18 protein-coding genes are annotated in these 18,691 nt (G+C 62.4%); 4 read left to right on the top strand and 14 right to left on the bottom strand.

From position 1 onward, the window contains the following. Positions 1-185: 185 nt before the first annotated feature. Both ACODRZ_RS13935 and msrA read right to left on the bottom strand, forming a co-directional pair. Positions 186-449 carry a hypothetical protein gene (locus ACODRZ_RS13935; protein ID WP_488971415.1) on the bottom strand — a complete coding sequence of 88 codons (264 nt, stop codon included), beginning with the start codon at positions 447-449 and terminating at the stop codon, positions 186-188. A gap of 167 nt (positions 450-616) precedes the next feature. Beyond that, a complete protein-coding gene (gene msrA, locus ACODRZ_RS13930; RefSeq protein ID WP_488971416.1) occupies positions 617-1,285 on the bottom strand; it encodes a peptide-methionine (S)-S-oxide reductase MsrA in 669 nt (222 codons plus the stop codon). A gap of 233 nt (positions 1,286-1,518) precedes the next feature. On the opposite strand from msrA, the gene msrB reads away from it, so the two are divergent. Both msrB and ACODRZ_RS13920 read left to right on the top strand, forming a co-directional pair. Further along, positions 1,519-2,022 (top strand): peptide-methionine (R)-S-oxide reductase MsrB, encoded by a 504-nt coding sequence (gene msrB / locus ACODRZ_RS13925; RefSeq protein ID WP_488971417.1) that lies wholly within the window; start codon positions 1,519-1,521, stop codon positions 2,020-2,022. Between the two features lie 115 nt (positions 2,023-2,137). After that, complete coding sequence (locus tag ACODRZ_RS13920) at positions 2,138-2,446, top strand: putative quinol monooxygenase (RefSeq protein WP_488971418.1); 309 nt, start codon at positions 2,138-2,140, stop codon at positions 2,444-2,446. A gap of 96 nt (positions 2,447-2,542) precedes the next feature. Here ACODRZ_RS13920 and ACODRZ_RS13915 read toward each other — a convergent pair whose 3' ends face one another. From ACODRZ_RS13915 to ACODRZ_RS13885, 7 genes are all read right to left on the bottom strand, one after another. Beyond that, positions 2,543-3,034 carry a YHS domain-containing (seleno)protein gene (locus ACODRZ_RS13915; RefSeq protein ID WP_488971419.1) on the bottom strand — a complete coding sequence of 164 codons (492 nt, stop codon included), beginning with the start codon at positions 3,032-3,034 and terminating at the stop codon, positions 2,543-2,545. 93 nt (positions 3,035-3,127) lie between these two features. Next, entirely contained in the window at positions 3,128-3,520 is a 393-nt protein-coding gene (locus tag ACODRZ_RS13910) for a thioredoxin family protein (RefSeq protein WP_488971420.1), read from the bottom strand. An 83-nt stretch (positions 3,521-3,603) separates the two neighbouring features. Beyond that, the gene (locus ACODRZ_RS13905) at positions 3,604-4,677 is read right to left on the bottom strand and encodes an ABC transporter permease (RefSeq protein WP_488971421.1); all 1,074 of its coding nucleotides are present in this window, start codon (positions 4,675-4,677) and stop codon (positions 3,604-3,606) included. After that, the gene (locus ACODRZ_RS13900; protein WP_488971422.1) at positions 4,677-5,417 is read right to left on the bottom strand and encodes an ABC transporter ATP-binding protein; all 741 of its coding nucleotides are present in this window, start codon (positions 5,415-5,417) and stop codon (positions 4,677-4,679) included. Before ACODRZ_RS13900 ends, ACODRZ_RS13905 begins: the two co-directional genes overlap by 1 nt. Continuing rightward, positions 5,404-6,222, bottom strand: a complete 819-nt coding sequence (locus tag ACODRZ_RS13895) for a 3-oxoacyl-ACP synthase III family protein (protein ID WP_488971423.1) — start codon at positions 6,220-6,222, stop codon at positions 5,404-5,406. The genes ACODRZ_RS13900 and ACODRZ_RS13895 overlap by 14 nt, the downstream gene beginning before the upstream one ends. Before the next feature lie 257 nt (positions 6,223-6,479). Next, a complete protein-coding gene (locus tag ACODRZ_RS13890) occupies positions 6,480-7,208 on the bottom strand; it encodes a 3-oxoacyl-ACP synthase (RefSeq protein WP_488971424.1) in 729 nt (242 codons plus the stop codon). Between the two features lie 40 nt (positions 7,209-7,248). Beyond that, entirely contained in the window at positions 7,249-7,689 is a 441-nt protein-coding gene (locus ACODRZ_RS13885) for a CBS domain-containing protein (RefSeq protein ID WP_488971425.1), read from the bottom strand. 215 nt (positions 7,690-7,904) lie between these two features. On the opposite strand from ACODRZ_RS13885, the gene ACODRZ_RS13880 reads away from it, so the two are divergent. Then, positions 7,905-9,053, top strand: a complete 1,149-nt coding sequence (locus tag ACODRZ_RS13880) for a patatin-like phospholipase family protein (RefSeq protein ID WP_488971426.1) — start codon at positions 7,905-7,907, stop codon at positions 9,051-9,053. 57 nt (positions 9,054-9,110) lie between these two features. On the opposite strand, the gene ACODRZ_RS13875 is transcribed toward ACODRZ_RS13880, so the two are convergent. From ACODRZ_RS13875 to ACODRZ_RS13865, 3 genes are all read right to left on the bottom strand, one after another. After that, entirely contained in the window at positions 9,111-10,670 is a 1,560-nt protein-coding gene (locus ACODRZ_RS13875; RefSeq protein ID WP_488971427.1) for an alkaline phosphatase D family protein, read from the bottom strand. Between the two features lie 54 nt (positions 10,671-10,724). Continuing rightward, positions 10,725-11,546, bottom strand: a complete 822-nt coding sequence (locus tag ACODRZ_RS13870; protein ID WP_488971428.1) for a S1/P1 nuclease — start codon at positions 11,544-11,546, stop codon at positions 10,725-10,727. Between the two features lie 68 nt (positions 11,547-11,614). After that, positions 11,615-14,884, bottom strand: a complete 3,270-nt coding sequence (locus ACODRZ_RS13865) for a TonB-dependent receptor (RefSeq protein ID WP_488971429.1) — start codon at positions 14,882-14,884, stop codon at positions 11,615-11,617. A gap of 313 nt (positions 14,885-15,197) precedes the next feature. Here ACODRZ_RS13865 and ACODRZ_RS13860 point away from each other — a divergent pair, with 313 nt between their 5' ends. After that, positions 15,198-16,205 carry an AraC family transcriptional regulator gene (locus ACODRZ_RS13860; RefSeq protein ID WP_488971430.1) on the top strand — a complete coding sequence of 336 codons (1,008 nt, stop codon included), beginning with the start codon at positions 15,198-15,200 and terminating at the stop codon, positions 16,203-16,205. Between the two features lie 238 nt (positions 16,206-16,443). Here ACODRZ_RS13860 and ACODRZ_RS13855 read toward each other — a convergent pair whose 3' ends face one another. Together ACODRZ_RS13855 and tnpC are read right to left on the bottom strand one after the other, a co-directional pair. Then, a complete protein-coding gene (locus tag ACODRZ_RS13855; RefSeq protein ID WP_488971431.1) occupies positions 16,444-17,082 on the bottom strand; it encodes a UPF0149 family protein in 639 nt (212 codons plus the stop codon). After that, positions 17,079-18,671, bottom strand: coding sequence for an IS66 family transposase (gene tnpC / locus ACODRZ_RS13850; RefSeq protein ID WP_488971432.1), 1,593 nt, complete (start codon positions 18,669-18,671; stop codon positions 17,079-17,081). The genes ACODRZ_RS13855 and tnpC overlap by 4 nt, the downstream gene beginning before the upstream one ends. Positions 18,672-18,691: the final 20 nt, after the last annotated feature.

Below are 18,691 nucleotides of genomic sequence, written 5' to 3'. Positions count from 1 at the left end.
TTCGCTCAATAGATGGAGCCTCGTTGTATACGGGAAGACCGCAACGAACTCCGATCACGAACTTCGCAACGGGCCTTGCAGAATTTTGGGAAGCGGCGAGGGCGGCACGCTTGGGGTTGCAGGCAGAGCACCCCGGAACATTCCGGGTCGTCGTGCCGCGCGCCAGCGCCTCACCGCCCGACGGGCTAGTGGCTGTTATTCTGCATGCTGTCAGGCGACCGCATGCTCCCGCCATTGTCGCTGCCCGCCGACATGGCATTCTCGTTCGCTGCCATGCTCTCATTGGATATCATCGCAGCGCCGTCGCTCATGGCACCACCGTTGTCGCTCATGCCCGATACCGTCTGGTTGGCAGGGGATTCTCCCGAGGTGCCGCTGCATCCCGAAACCATGGTCACACCGAGAGCGGCGAAGGCGGCGATCAAGAGGCGGTTACGCAAGGCGGGCATATTCTCTCTTTCCGATATTCTACCGCCAGTTCGACGCGATGAGTCCGCCGGTTACACATGCTCCAAAAATTTGCGCTCGACCGAACGTAGCTTTCCCCAGGCCGCACGTGCGCGTATCCTGAACGCCGAACCCGCCGGTGCGCAGTCTTCGAAAGGCCGCGCGCCGCTCAGCTCTTCCATGCTTGCGGGAACATCCTCTTAAGCGCCTCGACCTTGGGCCGGTCGTTGAAGACGATGTAGGGGTAATCCGGATTCCTCGCCATGAAATCCTGATGATAGGCCTCGGCTGGGTAGAACCCGTGCTGCTTTTCCAGCCTCGTCGCGATGGGCTTCCCATAAACATGGGCAGCAGAAAGCTGGGTGATATACGCGCGCGCAATGGCTTCCTGGCCTGGCGACAACGGGAACAGGGCCGTCCGGTATTGTGTCCCTTCGTCCGGACCCTGGCGATTGACCTCGGTCGGGTCCGCCACCACCGAAAAATAGATCCTCAGAAGATCGGCGTAATTTACCTGGCGTGGATCGAACACGACCTTGACGGATTCGGCATGGCCGGTCGTGCCAGTCGAGACCGTCTCATATTGCGCCGTCGACGCCGTTCCGCCGGTATAACCCGACGTCGCGCTTATCACGCCCCTCACATGAGAGAAGACGCCCTCGACTCCCCAGAAACACCCTCCAGCGAAGATCGCCGTCTCTCGCGCTCCCGATACAGTTTCGCGCGCCTTTGGGGCAGGGGCCGATATCGGTCCCTCTGCCCGCACAGGCCCCAGCGAAGCGAACAACGACCCGCTCGCAAGAGCGGCGGCGGCGGCGAACAGAATGGTACGGGACACTTGACGCTGACTCCGATAGATATCCTACTCGTAGATATCCTACTCGAATTCGTTCGGAAGAGACGACCGGTTACACGCCTGATCGTCTCCCACGAGCCTTATTGTCCGGCAGCTCCCCGTTCTCTTGGTCCGAAGCCCCGACGGCCTGGCGCGCCAGTTGGCCGGCAAGGCCCGATCATATCAAAGTTGACCTTGCCTGTAACCGAACCTGCTCAGCCGCCGAACTAAGGCGCATGACCAAAAGGCCCTCTATCGTCACGCGCCGCAGCGTCCTCGGTCTGAGCTTCACCGCAGCCCTTGCAGCCGTACTCTTCCGCCGCGACGCTTCCTACGCGGCTCCATTGGCAGCGTCCAACTGGCGCCTCAGTGATGCGGAATGGCGGAAGCGATTGTCGCCGCAAACCTACGCTGTGCTGCGTCAGGCATCCACCGAATATCCCTATTCGAGCCCCCTCAATAGCGAGCACCGCAAGGGCACGTTCGCCTGCGCCGGCTGCTCTCTGCCGCTATTCTCTTCCGCGACCAAGTTCGACAGCGGCACGGGTTGGCCCAGCTTCTACGATCATCTGCCTCATGCGATCGGCGAAAAATCCGACACGAGCATCGGCATGGTTCGCACCGAAGTATTTTGCGCGCGCTGCAGTGGTCATCTCGGTCACGTCTTCAATGACGGCCCGAATCCCACAGGGTTGCGCTACTGCATGAACGGCGTGGCGATGCGTTTCGAGCCGGCATAGACACGGTGGCTCTCCGGCTCGACCACTGCTGCACGCGGCACGCTGCCTATGCGCCGGCAGCGCGCGAGCCCATCGAGGGCAGACCAATTTCGCTTAACTCTGAAGGAGAAAGAGCATGACACGCGTCGGACTATTCGTCGAACTGAAGGCCAAGGCAGGGAAGGGGGATGCGGTGGCTGACTTCCTGGCCGGCGCCCGCGAAGCCGCGCTCCAGGAGCCGCAAACTCTCATCTGGTTCGCCTTTCGCTTCGACGAAACAACCTTCGGGATCTTCGACTGTTTCGACGACGAGACTGGCCGCGATGCTCATTTGAACGGGCCGATCGCCGCCGCACTCATGGCCCATGCCGACGAACTGCTGGCCGAGCCGCCCGTGATCCGACCTGTCGATCTGCTCGCCGACACGCTCACAATATCCGCCTAGCCAAGCCAGGGAGAGGTAGTTCCTGGCTCACCTCTCCCCCCAATGTCGAACCACCGGCGGCGACACAGATCGCGGCCGGTGGCCGATCCTTCCTTATTACTGAAAAGCCTTATCCTTGACAGTCGGCCAATTCTGGTCGGCGCGTGAAATCGTGCCCGGCACATCCTTGTTAAAGAGCGCCTGGGCGCGCTTGTCGAAATTCACGTAGAGCTTGCCGTTCACCACGCGACCGGTTTCCGGGTCCGCGTCGACCTTCTCGCCGAAGGATGTCCCGATAGCGCAATAGCCGCCGAACTCGGGAATATAGCGCTGGGGGTCGGCCTGGAACGCTTGACGATGCGCTTCGCTCGCGAACACGTAGCGCGCGCCATCATAGGTGGCGGAAATGGTCTCGATACCCCTGGTCGGAGCGCCTCCGTCGAAATAGGCAACGGGATCGTATCCGCGCAGTGCCAGGCCCGAGCCGTCGACATTCACGGCCGAGGTCGACCCCGGCACGGCGGCGGACGCCACGGTCGGCACGACGACACTTGCCGGCGCCGCCAGGATCATCATTGCAACGGCGAAACGCCGGTTAGGTCGGAACATCACTTTTCTCCTGGTTGGGAATCGAAATTCGGCGGCCCGATCGGTCGGGCCGCAATTCGGTTTCAAAGATCGTCCAGAGACATCCAGGCGCAATCAGTGCAGCGTCGATGCGAGCAGCGCGTCGATCTTGTCCTTGTTGGTCATGTACTGGATGCGGCCGACCTCCTGCCGTCCCCGGAAGGCTATCAGGGTTGCCTGCTTGCGGACGCCGAAGCCCTGCCAAACCGCCTTCTGCTTGTCATAGTTGATCCGGAAGATGATCAGCCCGTCATAGGCTTTGGATGCGTCCACCGTTTGTTTGATCGTATGGTTCTGAGAGGCGCACACCGGGCACCACCAGGCATGAACGTCGAGCAGGATCGGTCGCCCCGCGGCTTGAGCAGCGGCAAAGGCGGCCTGGTCGAAATCGCGAAACTCGGCCGCGTGCGCGGGCGCCACGGCAAGCATCGCTGTAGCGAACAGCGCGCCAGTCATGCGTGTCATCATTGTGCGGTCTCCAAGAACAGTCGAGAAGCCTCAGGCTCTTTTCGACTGTTCGTCAGAACCACCTCTCCCGTTACACGCGCAGTTCAATCGAGCTGGACGCGTTGTTGCATCGCAGACAATGCCAGCATCACGACCGCGAACAAGGCGATCGGTACGCCATGGGCAAGCACTGTGCCGGCATCGCCTCCGCGCAGCGTGGCCTCGCGCGAGGCTCGAATGAAATGGGTGAGCGGGAACAGTTCCCCAATCCGCTGCGCCCACGGCGGCAATGTCGCGAACGGATAAAGAAACCCCGAGAGCAGCATGGCCGGGAGATAGAAGGCCACCGCACCCTGGAGGGCCGCCAATTGCGTGCGCGCTCGCGCAGCCAGGGCCTGACCTAATGCGAGATGCGCCACGGCAAAGATCGGGAGGATCGCTGCCAACGACATCACGCTCCCCCGCAAAGGCAAGTCGAAAACCCAATGGCCCACCGCTAGAACTACGACTCCTTGCAGCGCGCCAATCACGGCGAGAGGCGCAAGCTTGCCCGCTATCAGCGCAGCTCGCCCGATCGGCAGCGCGATCAATGCTTCCCATGTTCCAAGCTCGCGCTCGCGCGCCATGCCGAGTGTTCCGAGCATGAGCATGCTGATCATCATGATCGCGCCCACGAGCGCCGGCAGGAACGCCCAGTCGGCGCGCGCGGCCGGATTGTAGAGCCGCTCGACGCGGAGCCTTGGCCCAAAGTCCGCGACATCGTTGCGCTGCGCCAGCGCGTGCCAATATATCGCCTCGATTCTCGCCTCTGCCGCCGCGGTCAGATTGGGATCGCTTGAATCCACGATCGCCGTGACGGGAGCGAAGGGACCGGTCGGTAGCTCGATCCCGACGGCCACTTTCCCGGCCCGTACCAGGCTTTCTGCGCCACCGGGCCGTAGATCGTGCCCAACGACACGCATCCCGGCGTCGCGAGCGAGGCGGACGACATCGCCCTGACCCGCTGTCGGCCCGGCGAGCGCCACGGCGACGGCTGCGACGCTCGGGCGAATGGCATAGCCAAAGAGCAGGATCTGCAGGGCTGGTACCAGCAAGAGCAGCGTGAAGCTTGTCGGCGAGCGCAGCAGGCGCAGGCATTCCACGCGCGCCACTGCAGATATGGTGAGCAACGTCGCCATCAGCTCGGACGACCCGCAAGGCGCAGTACGGCCTCTTCCAGATCGAGAGAGCCTGTCCGGGCTATCAAGGCCTCGGGCCGCATAGGACCCTCGGCCAGCCCATCGGCATAGTGAAGGATCGTGGGGCAAACCTGGGCCTCGACCAGGTCATGCGTGCTGATGATCACGACATGACCGGCGCGCGCGAAATCAGTCAACCAGCCCCAAATCGCGCGTTTGCTGGCAACGTCCAGCCCGGCTGTCGGTTCGTCGAGAAGCAGCAGTTTGGGGGAAGCGAGCGTGACGGCGGCGAATTGCGCCCGGCGCGCCCAGCCTCCCGATAGCCGATCGAACCGCGTCCGCAGCACACCGTCCAGCCCATAGCGATCGACCGCCTCTCCGATGGTCGTGCGACGATCATTCAGTCCCAAAACCGCTGCCCGAAAGGCCAGGTTCTCAGCGATCGTAAGCTCCGGATAGAGCGAAAGCCTTTGGCTCATATAGCCGATATCGCGGCGCATCCGGCGATTGGGACGGCTCAGATCATGGCCGAGCACTATGCCGGCGCCGCAGTCAGGACGGAGCAGCCCTGCCAGCATGCGCAGCGTCGTCGTCTTGCCGCCGCCATTGGCGCCGACCAGTCCCAGCATGGCGCCCGCACCGAGCGAGAAGTTCAGGTCGCGCACGACCCAGCGCCGGCCGAAGCGTTTGCCGGCACCAAGCATGCCGACAAGAACATCGGCTCCGTCACCGGGTCTCATGCACGAAGCCCCCGAACATAAATTTTGTGGCTTCGGCGCCGAGGACGACGGTGCGCGTGGCGGGCGCGAGACCCCGAGCGCGAAGCTCGGCCAGCGCAATCCAGATCGCGGCCGAGCCCGTGTTACCAACCCGATCGGCATTCACGAAGAATCGCTCCTTGGGCAAACCGAAATGGGCTGCCAGTTGCTCACCGACCTTGCCGCTTGCCTGATGGGGAATGATCCAGTCCGCGTCCGAAAGCGCAAAACCCCGCGCGACCGATGCTGCCGCTCCGGCTTCGAAAAGTTCCGGCCCGCCACGCAGCACTGCGGCAAAATCATGTTCGAATATGAGCGGGCCGATCGTGCCCGACCCAGGACAATCCGAACCCCCGTGGCGCATCTGGAGTCCAGGTCCGCGGTTCAGGCCAAGCGCGCCGTACCAGCCCGCCCGGATCCGGTCGCTCTGCGATCTCGCCGGACCGAGGATGACGGCACCCGCTCCGTCGCCCATCTGGACCAGATTGACGATCTGTCCCGATTCCCCCTCGACCGTCGTGAGGTCGAGGAACACCGAACCCGTCTCGGACCCGACGATGGCGACCGGCCTCGCGTCCGGACGCGCAAGGAGACCAAAAGCAATCATCAATGCGTTGGCAAATCCCGTGCACGCCTGACGCAGCTCGATATGCGGTCCCTCATAGCCCAGCCGATCCGCGACCAAGGTAACGTTCGCCGGCAGCGGCTGCGCGGGTGTGGCGGTGTGGGCTATCAGATAGCCCAGATCCTCGACCCGAAGATCGGCATCCTTCAGTGCGGATCGCACAGCGTCCGCGGCGAGTTCCGGATTCGTGGCCCCTTCACGAGGACAATCCAGTCTCGAACCCCAGGAGCGACTGACATGGCGTGTCAGGATGCCCAACCGCTCGGCTACGCTGGCCGCCAGAATCCTGCTCCGACCGGAGAGGCCTGTACGAAGAAGCAGTTCGTCCGTATCGACCTGAGGGCCCGGAAGCGCCAGTCCCGTACCAAGGACTGCGACCTCTCCATGTGACATCCATGTCCGCGACAGGGCGGCCGAACTCATGCGCGAAAGAGCCCATCGGGCAACTGGCCTACACCGTCACGCAACCATCGAGGGTCGAATGCAAGCGCCTCGAAGGCGTCGGCAACCTCAGTAAGAAGGGCACCGAGATGCTCGCGCACCGGCATGCCAATATGCCGCAGCTCGCGTTCGCCCGCACGTGCCATGGCCAGCGCGCGGGTAACTCGCACGTGATTGGCTTCATCGCGGGCGATCCGCCGAAGGATCGCGGAAACCGAAGCCTCGGCGGAGAGGGGAGTGCCGGGACGCAAGAGCCTTGGGAGCAGCAGGCAAACAGCCGAATCCAAGGCCGCAATCCGCGCCAGCCGCGTAACGCGATCGCCGCGGCCGAGCTCAATATGGAAGCGACGAATGCGGCTGCGAAGCTCCGCCTGCGGCGGAGGCGGGGGCAGAGCGGCGCTGAGCGAATGTATCAATCGATCGTGGACCTGCTCCTCCTCGGCGATACGATGCAGCGCACCTGCTGCCATCGGATCGGACGTGTGCGTCGCCGCGAGGCCCGCAAAGGCGAGCCCGGCTGCCTCCTCTCCACAGCCCAATATCGGCAGCAGGGTAGAAAGTGCTCTCGCCGCCTCGTCCGCGAGTTCGCAGCGAACCGCGAGCGGCTCGCCGGGCGTGGCGGCCGTGAAGCAACGAGATCGACCAGGCTTTGTCCGCATGACCGGATCGCTCACCATCAACGCATGCGCCGGGAAGCGCTTCGCCACCTACTCGGGCCCGACGTTGCTTCCCGGCTCGAACCGCCCGTCACGCCGCGGACCGCAGGCGCGCGATATCCTGCAGAACCAGATTCTCCTGGATCTTCTCGTCGAGCCTGGACTTCAGGACATCGCCGATGCTGAGGATGCCCACGAGCGCACCATCGCTGAGAATCGGTACGTGGCGGGCGCGGTGATGCGTCATCACAGCCGTGACGTGCATCAGCGCATCATCGGGATGAGCCACCAGCGGCTGACGCACCATCACCTCATGGACCATGTGGCGATGGGCGTCGCCACTCCAGCGCGCGAACGCTGCCGTGATTTCCCGTTCGGAAATCAGGCCGCTCAGCGAGCCTTTCGAATCTTCGACGACCAGCGCACCCACACGCGACGAAACCATCAGGGCGGCGGCGGCGGTAATGGTTGCCGTCTCGATGATTAGCCGAACATCGCCGCCTTTGCTTTTCAGTACATCTCTCACGAGCATGGGAATGACTCTCTGTTTGTGTGACGGCATCATCGCTTCCGATGGACCTGCAGCAAATTTCGGTCGATGAGGCTGCGCGGTTACAGCCCCACGGCGATGATTTTGTGAGCGCAAAGGCATTCCGCCTGTAACTCCAGCGCGCCATTCCCGAACTACCGTGAGGGACAATCTTCCCGTCTCGCGTCCGCAGGCCGTGCTCAGCAGGGAGCCCAATCATGTCTCAACCCATTCTCCAGGACGAGCTGCTGCAACTGGGTCAGCAGGTGCTCGTATTCCAGGGCGGCGGTGCGCTGGGCGCCTATCAGGCCGGGGTCTACGAAGCGCTCCACGGCGCTGGGATCGAAGTGGATTGGGCGATCGGCACGTCGATCGGCGCCATCAACGCAGCCATCATCGCGGGCAACGCTCCCGCCGACCGGGTCGACCGGCTTCGCGCCTTCTGGAAGCGTATCGAATATGGCGGATGCCTCGACGATTTTTTCCCCGGCGAAGTATCAACGACGCTTCGTTATTGGTCGGCGATGGCCACCGGCATCCCGGGCTTCTTCGAGCCTAATATGGCATTGAAGTTCGGCGCGCATGCCCAGATCGAAAGCGAGCACGCCGGCTATTATTCGGTCGAGCCGCTCCGGCAGACGCTCGGCGACCTGGTCGATTTCAACGTCATCAATTCCGGTGTCACCCGTCTGACCGTCGGCGCGTCAAACGTCAGCACCAGCGAGATGGTCTATTTCGACTCTCGGGATGAAGCTCTCGCATTATGCCACATTATGGCATCCGGCGCTCTGCCGCCCGCTTTCCCGCCGGTCCGCATCGGCGGCGACTTTTTCTGGGACGGCGGCGTGCTCTCGAACACTCCGGTCGAGACCGTGTTCGACGACAACCCCCGGCGCGATTCGGTGATCTACTCGGTGCATATCTGGAACTCGGAAGGTCCCCCTCCGCGATCGATGCGCGACGTCATGAACCGCTATAAAGATGTCCAATATTCGAGCCGTTCGGCCAGCCATATCAAGCGCCAGCGGCAGCTCCACCGGCTTCGCCATGTCATTACGGACCTCGCCGACCATCTCAGTGAGGAGGCACGCCGGGATCCTCGCGTTCAGGAGCTGCTGGGCTATGGGTGCAGGACGCGGATGCACGTCATCCGGTTGCTCGCACCGCGACTAGGCTACGAAGATCACAGCAAGGACGTGGATTTCAGCCCTTCAAGCATTCGGCAACGCTGGGAGGCAGGCTATGCGCACACGATGCGCATGCTCGAAGCATCGCCCTGGCGGTCCGACGCAGACCCGATCGAGGGGTTCGTCCTGCACGAGACCATGGGCGGCCAAAGCGTGACCACGGCGGCCGCTCAGGAATGATGCGTGGATGACCCGCGGCGATCGGCGGCCCCAGCTATCGCCGCGCGAATTCGACCCTCAGGAAAAGTGTAGTTCGGGACGACCGTGCTCCACCGTCGCCGTTGCTGCCGTTGATATGGGAGCACCGGGTCGCGATACCTGATCCACCGTCCGGAACGTGGTCTGCCAACGTTGCTGGTCGACGTCGCAGACAAGATAGCCACGCCTGTCGTTGGTGAATTTGAGGAACGGATTCTCACGCTGAATCCGCTCCGTTCCTGTACGCTTATCGGCGCCGTCACCACCCGACGAGATCGAGGTACTGACGAACTCCACGCCGACGGCGTCGCCTCGGCCGTTGTTCCGCCTCAATTCGCCCGCGAAATTCTGGTGCTCGTCGCCGGTTAGCGCCACGACGTTGCCGAGCCCGCCCAGCATCGAGAACACGCGCTCGCGCGGCAGGTTGTACCCGCCCCAACTGTCCATGTTGCGCAGCGGCGCCGGCTCATCCCCGGTACGGCGATCGAGCGGCATCATCATCACCTGCTGCGCGATACCTTTCCAGCGCGCGGCTTTTTCCTTCAGGCTCGCCGCCAGCCATTGCTCCTGCTGGCCGCCCAGGATCTGAGCGTCCGGCGCATCCCAGCCGGGGCAATGCGGCTTGAACCCGTCGCCGCATGGCTGGTCGGTGCGGAATTGCCGTGTATCGAGCAAATGCAGGTCGAGCAGGTTTCCGTAGAGCGCGCGCCGATAGATGTGCATGCCTTCAGGCGTGGGGAATGAGGCGGCCCGGAACGGCATATGCTCATAATAGGCCTGGAAGGCAGCCGCGCGACGCAGACGAAAGATTTCCGGGGGTGTGTTGTTCTGGTCGATATCGCCGACCCAATTGTTCTCGACTTCATGGTCGTCGAACACAGCAAACCAGGGCGCTGCAGCATGCGCCGCCTGAAGATCGGGGTCGAGCTTGTACTGCGCATAGCGCCGCCGATAGTCGTCGAGACTGTAGAGCAATTGCCCCTCGTGCTGGCGCACCGGCGGTCGCGCCGCGCCATCCGCACCGATCCTCACCGGGCTGCCCGCGCCTTCGTAGATATAGTCGCCATAGTGAAAGACGAAATCGACCGGCTCGTGCGCCATATGGCCATAGGCGGTGTAGAAACCCTGCTCGTAGTTCTGGCAGCCGACCACGGCAAACCGAGCCCGGTCGAGCACGGCGCCGCGCGCCGGCAGTGTCGCGGCACGCCCGCGCGCTGATCGCTCGCGCCCGATCCGGAAGCGATACCAATAAGGCCGCGCCGGCTGCAGGCCGGTCACCTCCACATGTACCGAATGCGCGAGCTCGGGCCTCGCGATCGCCGTTCCCTGCGCGACGATCGTCTGGAAACGCTCATCGCTCGCGACTTCCCAATCGACGGTCATCGGCACCATCGGCATGCCGCCATGTTCGGCCAGCGGCTCGGGAATAAGGCGCGTCCAGATCACGAAGCCATCGGGCGATGAATCGCCTGACGCCACACCCAGCCGGAACGGGTAGGACGTGAAAATCTGTTGCGCACGAAGGATCGCTGGCGCGCCGATCACGGTTCCCACCGCAGCCGCGCCCCACAGCATCTGTCTGCGAGAAATGTCGTTCATAGAGTCACCATTTCCTGTTGACCCGACGCCCGCTGGCGGGTGCCGGCGTGCTGTTCACTTCGTTGCGTTGCTGAAAAGCTGGTTGAGATAGGCAGCCAGCCGGACGCCTCCCTTTTCCAGCTGTTCGTCCAGCACGGCCTTGTTGTCGAAGGCATAGCGGTATGAGATCTCCGGGGTTTCGGGATAGAGTCGGTCGCGGATCGCCGCGCCTTCGGCAATCCAGACCGCCGGGTCGGTGCTGCTCCACTGTTGCCGCTGGGCAGGCGTGATCTTGGCGCTCAGCCAGCTCGCCCATTCGGAAAAGGAAAGCTGCTCCTGGTCGATCAGTCCCGAATCCCACAAGGCGTGAAGATTGGTATCGCGGCCGCCGAACCGGACGTGGATATCGTTCCCACCCCGATCGAGGCCATTATTCACATGAAGCGGCTGATGAAGATCGCCGACGATATGGATGATGAACCTGAGCGCCAATTGCTTGTCGGCGACCGAGGCACGGGGATCGCGCACCGTTGCCGAAAACTGCTTGAGCGCGGTCACCGCGTCGCCCTGCTGCGGTGGGCCGACCTCGGCGTAGGTCTTGCCCTTGGGGACCGTGACTATGTGATAGGCGCCCGCAACCTTCTGCCAGAATTCATCCGGGCTGGCGCGCATGAAGTCAGGCCAGGTCGATGCCTCCTCGACCGTTTCGCTACCGAGGATCGCCGTGATGCCTGCCTTCGCGTTCGGCGTCAGATATCGATCCGCGATCGCGCCCACGACGCGGTGACCGGTCTTGCCCCAAGCGAACGCGGCCGAGGGCATGAGCCCCACAGCAGCCAGCAGGAGGCAGGCGATCGCGGAGGTGGCGTGCCGCTTCAGCATTGTGTTGATACGCAATTCGAATGTCCTTTCCCGTGCGAAGCGGCCCACGGCGCAAGTGCCGAGGGCGGCCCGGTCTCTATCGATCAAAAGCTCATCCGGACGCCGACGCGGATTGTGTACAGCGATCCCCCAAGGCTGATATTGCGGTCGCTGGGCTCAATATATTGCGAGTAGCGATATTGCGCGCAGGCCTGAGACGTCTGGTTGGTGATATTGGCCGGCGCCGCGGTGCCGGTCGCAACAGGCTGGCTTAGGCACGATACCCGCACCACCGCCAGCGATGACCCTTGGGTGTAGAGCACGCCCCAGCGCGGATTGATCAAGTTGAGCACATTCTCGACGTCGCCAAACAACGTGATCCGCGATTTGCCGAGGAAGGTCGGGATCTGCTGCGCAATATGAAGATCGAGCCGCGTGCTGGCTTGGCCCCGCGAAATGTTCTTGCCGGCGATCTGGCCACGGAAATCCTTGAGCGCGGTCCGGTTGATCAGCGAGTCCAGCGATGCTTGGGTGGCGGCGCTGTCGTAGCTCACCCTGGGATCACTGGGTCCCGTCGGCACGTAGAGCAGATAGCGATTGTTTCCTCCGATCGTCCCGAAGACTGGGGAGCGGGTCTGGCCGGAATTGTCCTGGAAGGTATAGCTGTACGGTGTGCCGGCCTTGGTCTCGCCATAAAGGCTGATCGACGTCAGATAATCCCCGAAGAAGGCGTGCTCGTAGACGGCATTATACTTGAACTGCCATTTCACCTGGTTATCGGCGGGCCCAAGCGCCGCGACGTTCGGGTCACCGTAGACCGAGCTGTTATAGTTCGACAGTGCCACCGTCGCACCCGACGACGAACGCTCGGTGATATCCGACAACGTGTAACTACCGCTCAGCGACAAGCCGTTCGACCAGGATTTGTCGATGTGGATCACGCCCACGTGACTGCGACCGGCGCCGGTGTTGAAGATCACGAAGTCGCCGCTACCGCTGTCCTGAACACCCGGAGAGACGCTGTAGCGCGGGCGCCCGTCGGGCAATGTTCCGGTCTGCGCCAACCGCACGTCCTCGAACAGGACCTGGCTGCGCTGCTTGCTGAAGAGATAGTTGAGCCCGATATTCCAGCCGTCGCCGAGCGGGCCAAGATTAAGCTTGTAGTCGACGGACAGTGTCGCGCGCCAAACCGAGGGAATGCGGAAGTTCGGCACGATCGCGTCGGTTTCGGCCGCCTGAAGCGATGCGATGTTGGTCTGGAGATAGCTGAGGAGCGCCGGATTGAACGATGTGCCAGTGACCCCCCTGACTGCCGCATCACCCACAGCATTGGGGATTCCGTTGGTATAGCGGTTGGCCGTGCTCTGGTTGTTGTTCAAATTGACGTTCACGGTGTTGGTCAGGATGCCCGACTGAGCAAAGCTGTTCTCGAGATAGACCGTGGGAGGAACGCCCGCGAAGATTCCGCCGGCCCCTCGGAGCTTCAAGCGTTGGGTCGGCTTCCAATCAAAGCCGATGCGAGGTTGGAAAATTCCTCGACCGGCAAGCGTGCCGGTGTTGGAATAACCGTAGCGATTGATGAAATTCTGGTTGGTGACGGGGCGGCCGACCGTGTCGAACAAGTCGTAGCGCCCGCCATAGGTCAGGTTCAAGTTGGGCGTGACGGCCCATGTGTCCTGCAGTCCGAACGTGTAGTTGACATCGATGAAGTCATTGACCGCGTCAGCCGGATCGCCCGAAACCGGGCGCTGCAGGGTCAGCGACGACGCGTTGCCATCGATGAAATCCTGGACGGTGTCGAAGTTATAGGCGCCTGTGCCGTAGCGCAGGATTTCATTCCGGTTGCGGTAGCGATCATAGGACGCGATCAGCTTGATGTTATGGTTGGCAAGCTTCAGGCGCGCGGTGAAAGATGCCTGATAGGTATCCGCGAAGAAGGTGTTGACCTGCCGGTTGATATCTGGCCCGAAAACGATGCGCGGCACTCCTGGCGTGCAAGCCGTAATGGTCGAGGTGTTGGCGCCGCCCAGCCCGTTGGTCGCCGAATTCGGATCAAGGCATACAGTGAACTGCGCGAAATTGCGGCCGTTGAGCGGCGTCTGGCCCCGCACCGAACTGAGATAGCCGGCCCGGATTTCGGTCGAGAACTGGCTGCTCCAGTCGCTGTTGAGCTGAATCTGGCCTGAGCGCTGGAGTTCGGTTAGCAGATAGGCATTCGAGGAAAGACCGATCGATGGCGACGACGTGCTCGTGCTGGTGTTCTGAGTGTTGACGACGGAATCATACGCGTTGGTGTAGGTGAGGAAGAGCTTCTGCCGGTCGCTGATGTTCCAGTCGATCCGACCGACAATCTTCTCGTCGACCTCGGGGCGCTCGCTGATCGCGCCGCCCGGATCGAACTTATAGTTCGCTTTGGCGATGTCCTGGATTTGCGTGATTTGCGCGCTCGTCAGATTGGGGATCGGGCTCGCAAAGCCCTGGTCACCGGGTCCGGAGGAATTGGGCTGGCCTTGGGTCGTACGCTCGCCCGTGACCTGGAAGAACAGCTTGTCCTTGATGATCGGGCCCGACAGGCTGAGACCATAAGTCTGGCTGTTGTTCTGGCGGCTGACGGTTCGGTCGGCCACCCGCTTCGATGTGAGACCGGGCGTATTGATGCTCCAGAAGCCCGTGCCCTGGAAGCGGTTGGTTCCGGGTCGCAACGTGATATCGACCGCGCCGCCCGTGAAATTGCCCTGGCTGATATCGACAGGCGCCACACTGACGGCAACCTGCTCGATTGCGTCCAAGGGGATGGGACCGCGCCGGGTAGGGCTGGCGTCGTTGTTCAGCCCGAAGCGGTCGTTGATATTGACGCCGTTGACGTTGAAGGCATTGAAGCGGGTGTTGGTGCCGGCGAACGTAACCGTGCCGGAATTGAAGTCGTAATTGGCAAACGGATCGCGCCGCTCGACCTCACGCACGTCGCGATTCACGGACGCAATGTTGCGAATCTGCTCGGCTGTGACGATCGTTTGCGGGTCCTGCGAACTGGCGGCGCCGCGGAGCCTTCCGGCGGTAACGACGATGTCCGAGCTAGCCCCTATCTCAACCGACAGATCATATGGTTGACCGATGGCAGTGTAGATGTCGGTGACCGTCGACGAAGCGCTCTTCGTGCTCGCGACGAGCTTGAAGGGGCCGCCGGAGCGCAAACCGGCGAGCTGAAAGCTCCCATCGGTTGCCGTCGTCGTGGTAGAAACGGAACCAGACGGCAGATGAGTTACGATGACGGTCGCGCCGCCTACGGGCTGACCTTCATCCGTGATCGTACCGCGAATAATTGCAGTCGTTTCTTGGGCATAGGCACAAGTCGGGATAACGAGTGCAGCCATAGACGCTGCACACAGCCAGTTAATTCGCATGATTCCCCCAAGCGATTTCAATAGATGTTGCGGAAGATGTCTTGAGGTAGGCCGGTATGGTTCGATTATGTCATCCGGATTACGAATCCATGCGATCAGGAACGTCGGTAAAGTTTTGGATTATTTTGAACGTGCATGGACGAATATCCGTGCTTCGACACGAATCCATTGGCCCGGCACTTTTACCTCTGGATACGGAGCCATCGCGTCCGTTCGCCTAAGGTCTGCCCACCGGCCGATGCTACCTTTCGTCCGTCTCTGTGCCTAAGCGTCCACATTTCGCGTGAGGGTCAAAATCGTCTGGACCGAGAGACGCAAAAGTGCGCATCGCCTAGGTGTGAATCGGAACGGTATTGCCTTCGATCAGATCCTGGCCGCGCTCACAGTCGAGGTAAACGAAGTTTCGTTTTGCGAAGTCGCCTCAGAGACTGCGATCGCGATCGAACCTGAAAATGTCATCGAAGTTCATTTCGTGCTGGCGGGTACTCTGTTCGTCAACACGCCGGCAGGGCGGTCGGAGGTTCCAGCGGGCGGCATCGTTGCCGTGCCTCCCGGGGTCTATCACCAGATGGCCAGCGCGCCGGGACCAGAGCGCGTATACCGCTCCGTCGATATCTGTACTGTTCGCCCGAACGGAATGTTCACCTTGGATGCCGCTGGCGAGGATCCGGCCGAGGTTCGCATCGTCTGTGGACATATTCGCGCGGACGTCAGTGGATCGTTCGGACCCCTGCAAGGCATGCACAAGCCGCTCTGTTCAAATCTGCAAGGCGACCCGATCATTCGGGCAGCATTCGAGACAATGTTGCGCGAAGTCAGCAGCGTGGAACTGGGCAGTCGGGCGCTAATCGCCGCGCTGATGAAAGCGTGTCTCGTGCTAGCCCTGCGGCAGCACGCGAGCGTCCACGGGATCGAAAGGACGCTGCCAGGACTGTTCGAGCACCCGTCGCTCGCGCGTGCGGTGGCGAACGTGCTCGAGAATCCTGCCGCCCCACATTCATTAGTCAGCCTGGCAAGGGAGAGCGGCATGAGTCGATCGAAATTCGCCAAGGTTTTCGCCGAAATGCTCGACACAACCCCCATGGAGTTTGTCTCACGCACTCGGCTCACGCGCGGTCGCGAACTGCTTCTTTCGACGACCCTGCCCATCTCCGATATCGCGACAATGGTTGGATATGCGAGCCGCAGTTACTTCAGCAGGGCATTCAGGGCTGCGTTCGACGTCGATCCCTCGACGCTTCGTCGGAGCATGACGGAAATGCATTCAGAACGCCCTTTGCAAGACGCCTAGGTCTCTGAGCGCGCGTGCGAGGTATCCGAGTCAATATGTTGGCCTGAGCGCGGGAAGCCGACCGCAGCAGCGACCAGCTCCCCGCAAACGGTCATTTATGCATCGACCTCTGCGCGATAGCGGGATGCCACCACATTTCGGGAAAGGTTCGGAAGGAGTGCACCACGCGCCTGATCGAAAGCGAGCCACTGACCCTCGTCTTCAGTAAGCGCCGACGGAAGACGGCGTTGACGCGGCGTCAGGTTGCCGCGCAGCAGCGCTTGTACTTTTTGCCCGAGCCGCAGGGGCATTGCTCGTTGCGACCTGTTTTGGCGGTCTGCATGGCGCGGAGCGCGAGTTTCTTATTCTCGCGCATGAGCGCGAGCTTGCGCATTCCGACGAGCGCGCGGGGTATGAGTGCGGCGTGCTCGTCGCGGATTGCGTTGGCGTCGTCGCGTTCATCGAATGGCTCGCCGATGTCCATGAAGCCTGTGAACAGGGCAACGAACGTGGCAGTTCGTTCATCCTCGGCGATGGCCGACCAGTAATCCGGCGCCAGCTTCATGGCGCTCCAGAAGCCCCTGACCCAAGTCCTGACCTTGCCGTGGTCTGGCTTCTGACCCGGCTCGCAGAAGGCGGGGGAGAAGCCTGGCCAGCCTTTGGCGAAGCTTGCCTCGATAGCCTTGCGATGGGCCAGGACCGTAACAAGGCCCTGTTCGATCCGGGCAGTATCGACCGCAGACCGTTCTCGCCACAGACCCATGACCCACTGCGCGGTTTCCAGATGCGGCGTGACCAGCACGCCGGTGAGGTAGCCGTCCATTTCGAGCGGCGGCAGGAGGTCGGGGTCGCGGACCAGCGGCAGTGGGATGGCGGGGTGCGGTGTTGCGGTAGTCATGCCGCCAGGGCAGTATCGCGGGCTGCTTGCCAGCGCCATGGCAGGAGTTCGTCAATCCGGTTGATCGGATGGCTCCCGATCCGCTCGATCACATCGGTGAGCCAAGCCTCCGGTTCGACGCCATTCAGTTTGCAGGTTTCGACCAGCGAGTAGAACAGCGCTGAGGCGTGCCCGCCCTTGATCGAGCCAACGAACATCCAGTTGCGGCGCCCCAAGGCAACTCCGCGCAAGGCGTTCTCGACCAGGTTGTTGCTGACTTCGAGTTGGCCATCATCGCAATAGCGGACCATGGCAGCCCACCGGTTCAGCGGATAGCGACATGCTCTGGCCAAGGCGCTGTCAGATGACAGTCCCTGTTCCATGGTCTCCAGCCAGCTTCGCAGCGACGCAAGTTTGGGTAAGGCGCGTTCCTGCCTGACCCGTCGTCTCTGGTCCGGCGGCGCGCCCTTGATCTCGCGCTCGATCGCAAAGAGCTCCGCGATCCTGACCACGGCTTCGGCCGCGACCGGTGACGGGGTCTTGTCGAGTACGTCGGTAAACTTGCGCCGCGCATGGGCCCAGCAGCCAACCTCGACAACATCGCGTGGTGCCTTGGTCTTCGGGTCCCGGTAGAGCGCGTTGTACCCCGCAAAGCCGTCCGCCTGCAGATAGCCGCGGTAATTGGCGAGGTGCGCGGCCGGATGATGACCGCCGCGATCGGCACTGAAGCGGTAGGCCACAGCCGGCGGCTCCATGTCGCCGCTAGACCAGCCATGGCGCAGATAGACCCAGAATCGTGCGATGGCACTGCCATTCCCGTTGCCTAGCAAGGTGACCGGCGTGTCATCGCCATGGATCTTCGGCGCTTCCAGGATGTACGCCAGTAGCCGCTCGCCCAGCGGCGCCATCAGCCAGGCGAGCTTGCGGGCCCATCGGCTCATCACGTCGCGATCGATGTCGATACCCTGCCGGCGCAGGATCACCGATTGCCGATTCCATGGCACGTGATCGACGAAGCGGCTTACCATCAGATGCGCCAGCAGCGCACTGCTGGCCATGACCCTGGGCAGCGGCAGATCGATCGCGGGGGCTTGGCGGATTTGCTCGCACACCCGGCAGGCAATGCGCGGACGCATATGCCGGATCACGCGGAAGCGCGCGGGGATATAGTCCAGCACTTCGGTGACGTCCTCGCCGATCTGCGTCTGCTGACCAATACAGCCCGGCGAGCATGTCTCCGGCCGATGCTCCACCACCTGGCGCGGCACATGTTCCGGGATCGGCGCCCTGACCCCAGCTTTACGCGGTGCCGGCTGCCGCACCTCGCCAAGTGATCCCGCGTCATCGTTGGCGGCAACAGGCGTGTCGATTTCGTCGAACATCAGCCGCAATTGGGCGATGTCCATCTTCTCGGAGCTGCGGCCGAACTGGACGCGCAGCAACCGCGCCAGGCGATGCTCGAGCTTCTCGATCGTGAGGCTCTGGGTGGTGACGACCGCCTTGGCGGCATTCAGCGCAGCGCGCTCCTGCTCGAGCACTTCGGCCATTTCCCGCAGCATCCGCTGCAGGAGAACCGGGTCGGAAGGAAGGCGATCAAGCTCGAACCGCATGGCCATTTTCATAGCCGATG

It is taken from the genome of Novosphingobium sp. FG90 (assembly GCF_057808725.1).
This window is presented reverse-complemented; position numbering and strand designations above follow the sequence as displayed.

Coding starts and splice junctions, on each gene's coding strand:
- ACODRZ_RS13865 (WP_488971429.1), bottom strand. CDS start 14,884: ATGGCTGCACTCGTTATCCCGACTTGTGCCTATGCCCAAGAAACGACT.
- ACODRZ_RS13910 (WP_488971420.1), bottom strand. CDS start 3,520: ATGATGACACGCATGACTGGCGCGCTGTTCGCTACAGCGATGCTTGCC.
- tnpC (WP_488971432.1), bottom strand. CDS start 18,671: ATGCGGTTCGAGCTTGATCGCCTTCCTTCCGACCCGGTTCTCCTGCAG.
- ACODRZ_RS13875 (WP_488971427.1), bottom strand. CDS start 10,670: ATGAACGACATTTCTCGCAGACAGATGCTGTGGGGCGCGGCTGCGGTG.
- ACODRZ_RS13855 (WP_488971431.1), bottom strand. CDS start 17,082: ATGACTACCGCAACACCGCACCCCGCCATCCCACTGCCGCTGGTCCGC.
- msrB (WP_488971417.1), top strand. CDS start 1,519: ATGACCAAAAGGCCCTCTATCGTCACGCGCCGCAGCGTCCTCGGTCTG.
- ACODRZ_RS13880 (WP_488971426.1), top strand. CDS start 7,905: ATGTCTCAACCCATTCTCCAGGACGAGCTGCTGCAACTGGGTCAGCAG.
- ACODRZ_RS13935 (WP_488971415.1), bottom strand. CDS start 449: ATGCCCGCCTTGCGTAACCGCCTCTTGATCGCCGCCTTCGCCGCTCTC.
- ACODRZ_RS13905 (WP_488971421.1), bottom strand. CDS start 4,677: ATGGCGACGTTGCTCACCATATCTGCAGTGGCGCGCGTGGAATGCCTG.
- ACODRZ_RS13920 (WP_488971418.1), top strand. CDS start 2,138: ATGACACGCGTCGGACTATTCGTCGAACTGAAGGCCAAGGCAGGGAAG.
- ACODRZ_RS13900 (WP_488971422.1), bottom strand. CDS start 5,417: ATGAGACCCGGTGACGGAGCCGATGTTCTTGTCGGCATGCTTGGTGCC.
- ACODRZ_RS13885 (WP_488971425.1), bottom strand. CDS start 7,689: ATGCTCGTGAGAGATGTACTGAAAAGCAAAGGCGGCGATGTTCGGCTA.
- ACODRZ_RS13915 (WP_488971419.1), bottom strand. CDS start 3,034: ATGTTCCGACCTAACCGGCGTTTCGCCGTTGCAATGATGATCCTGGCG.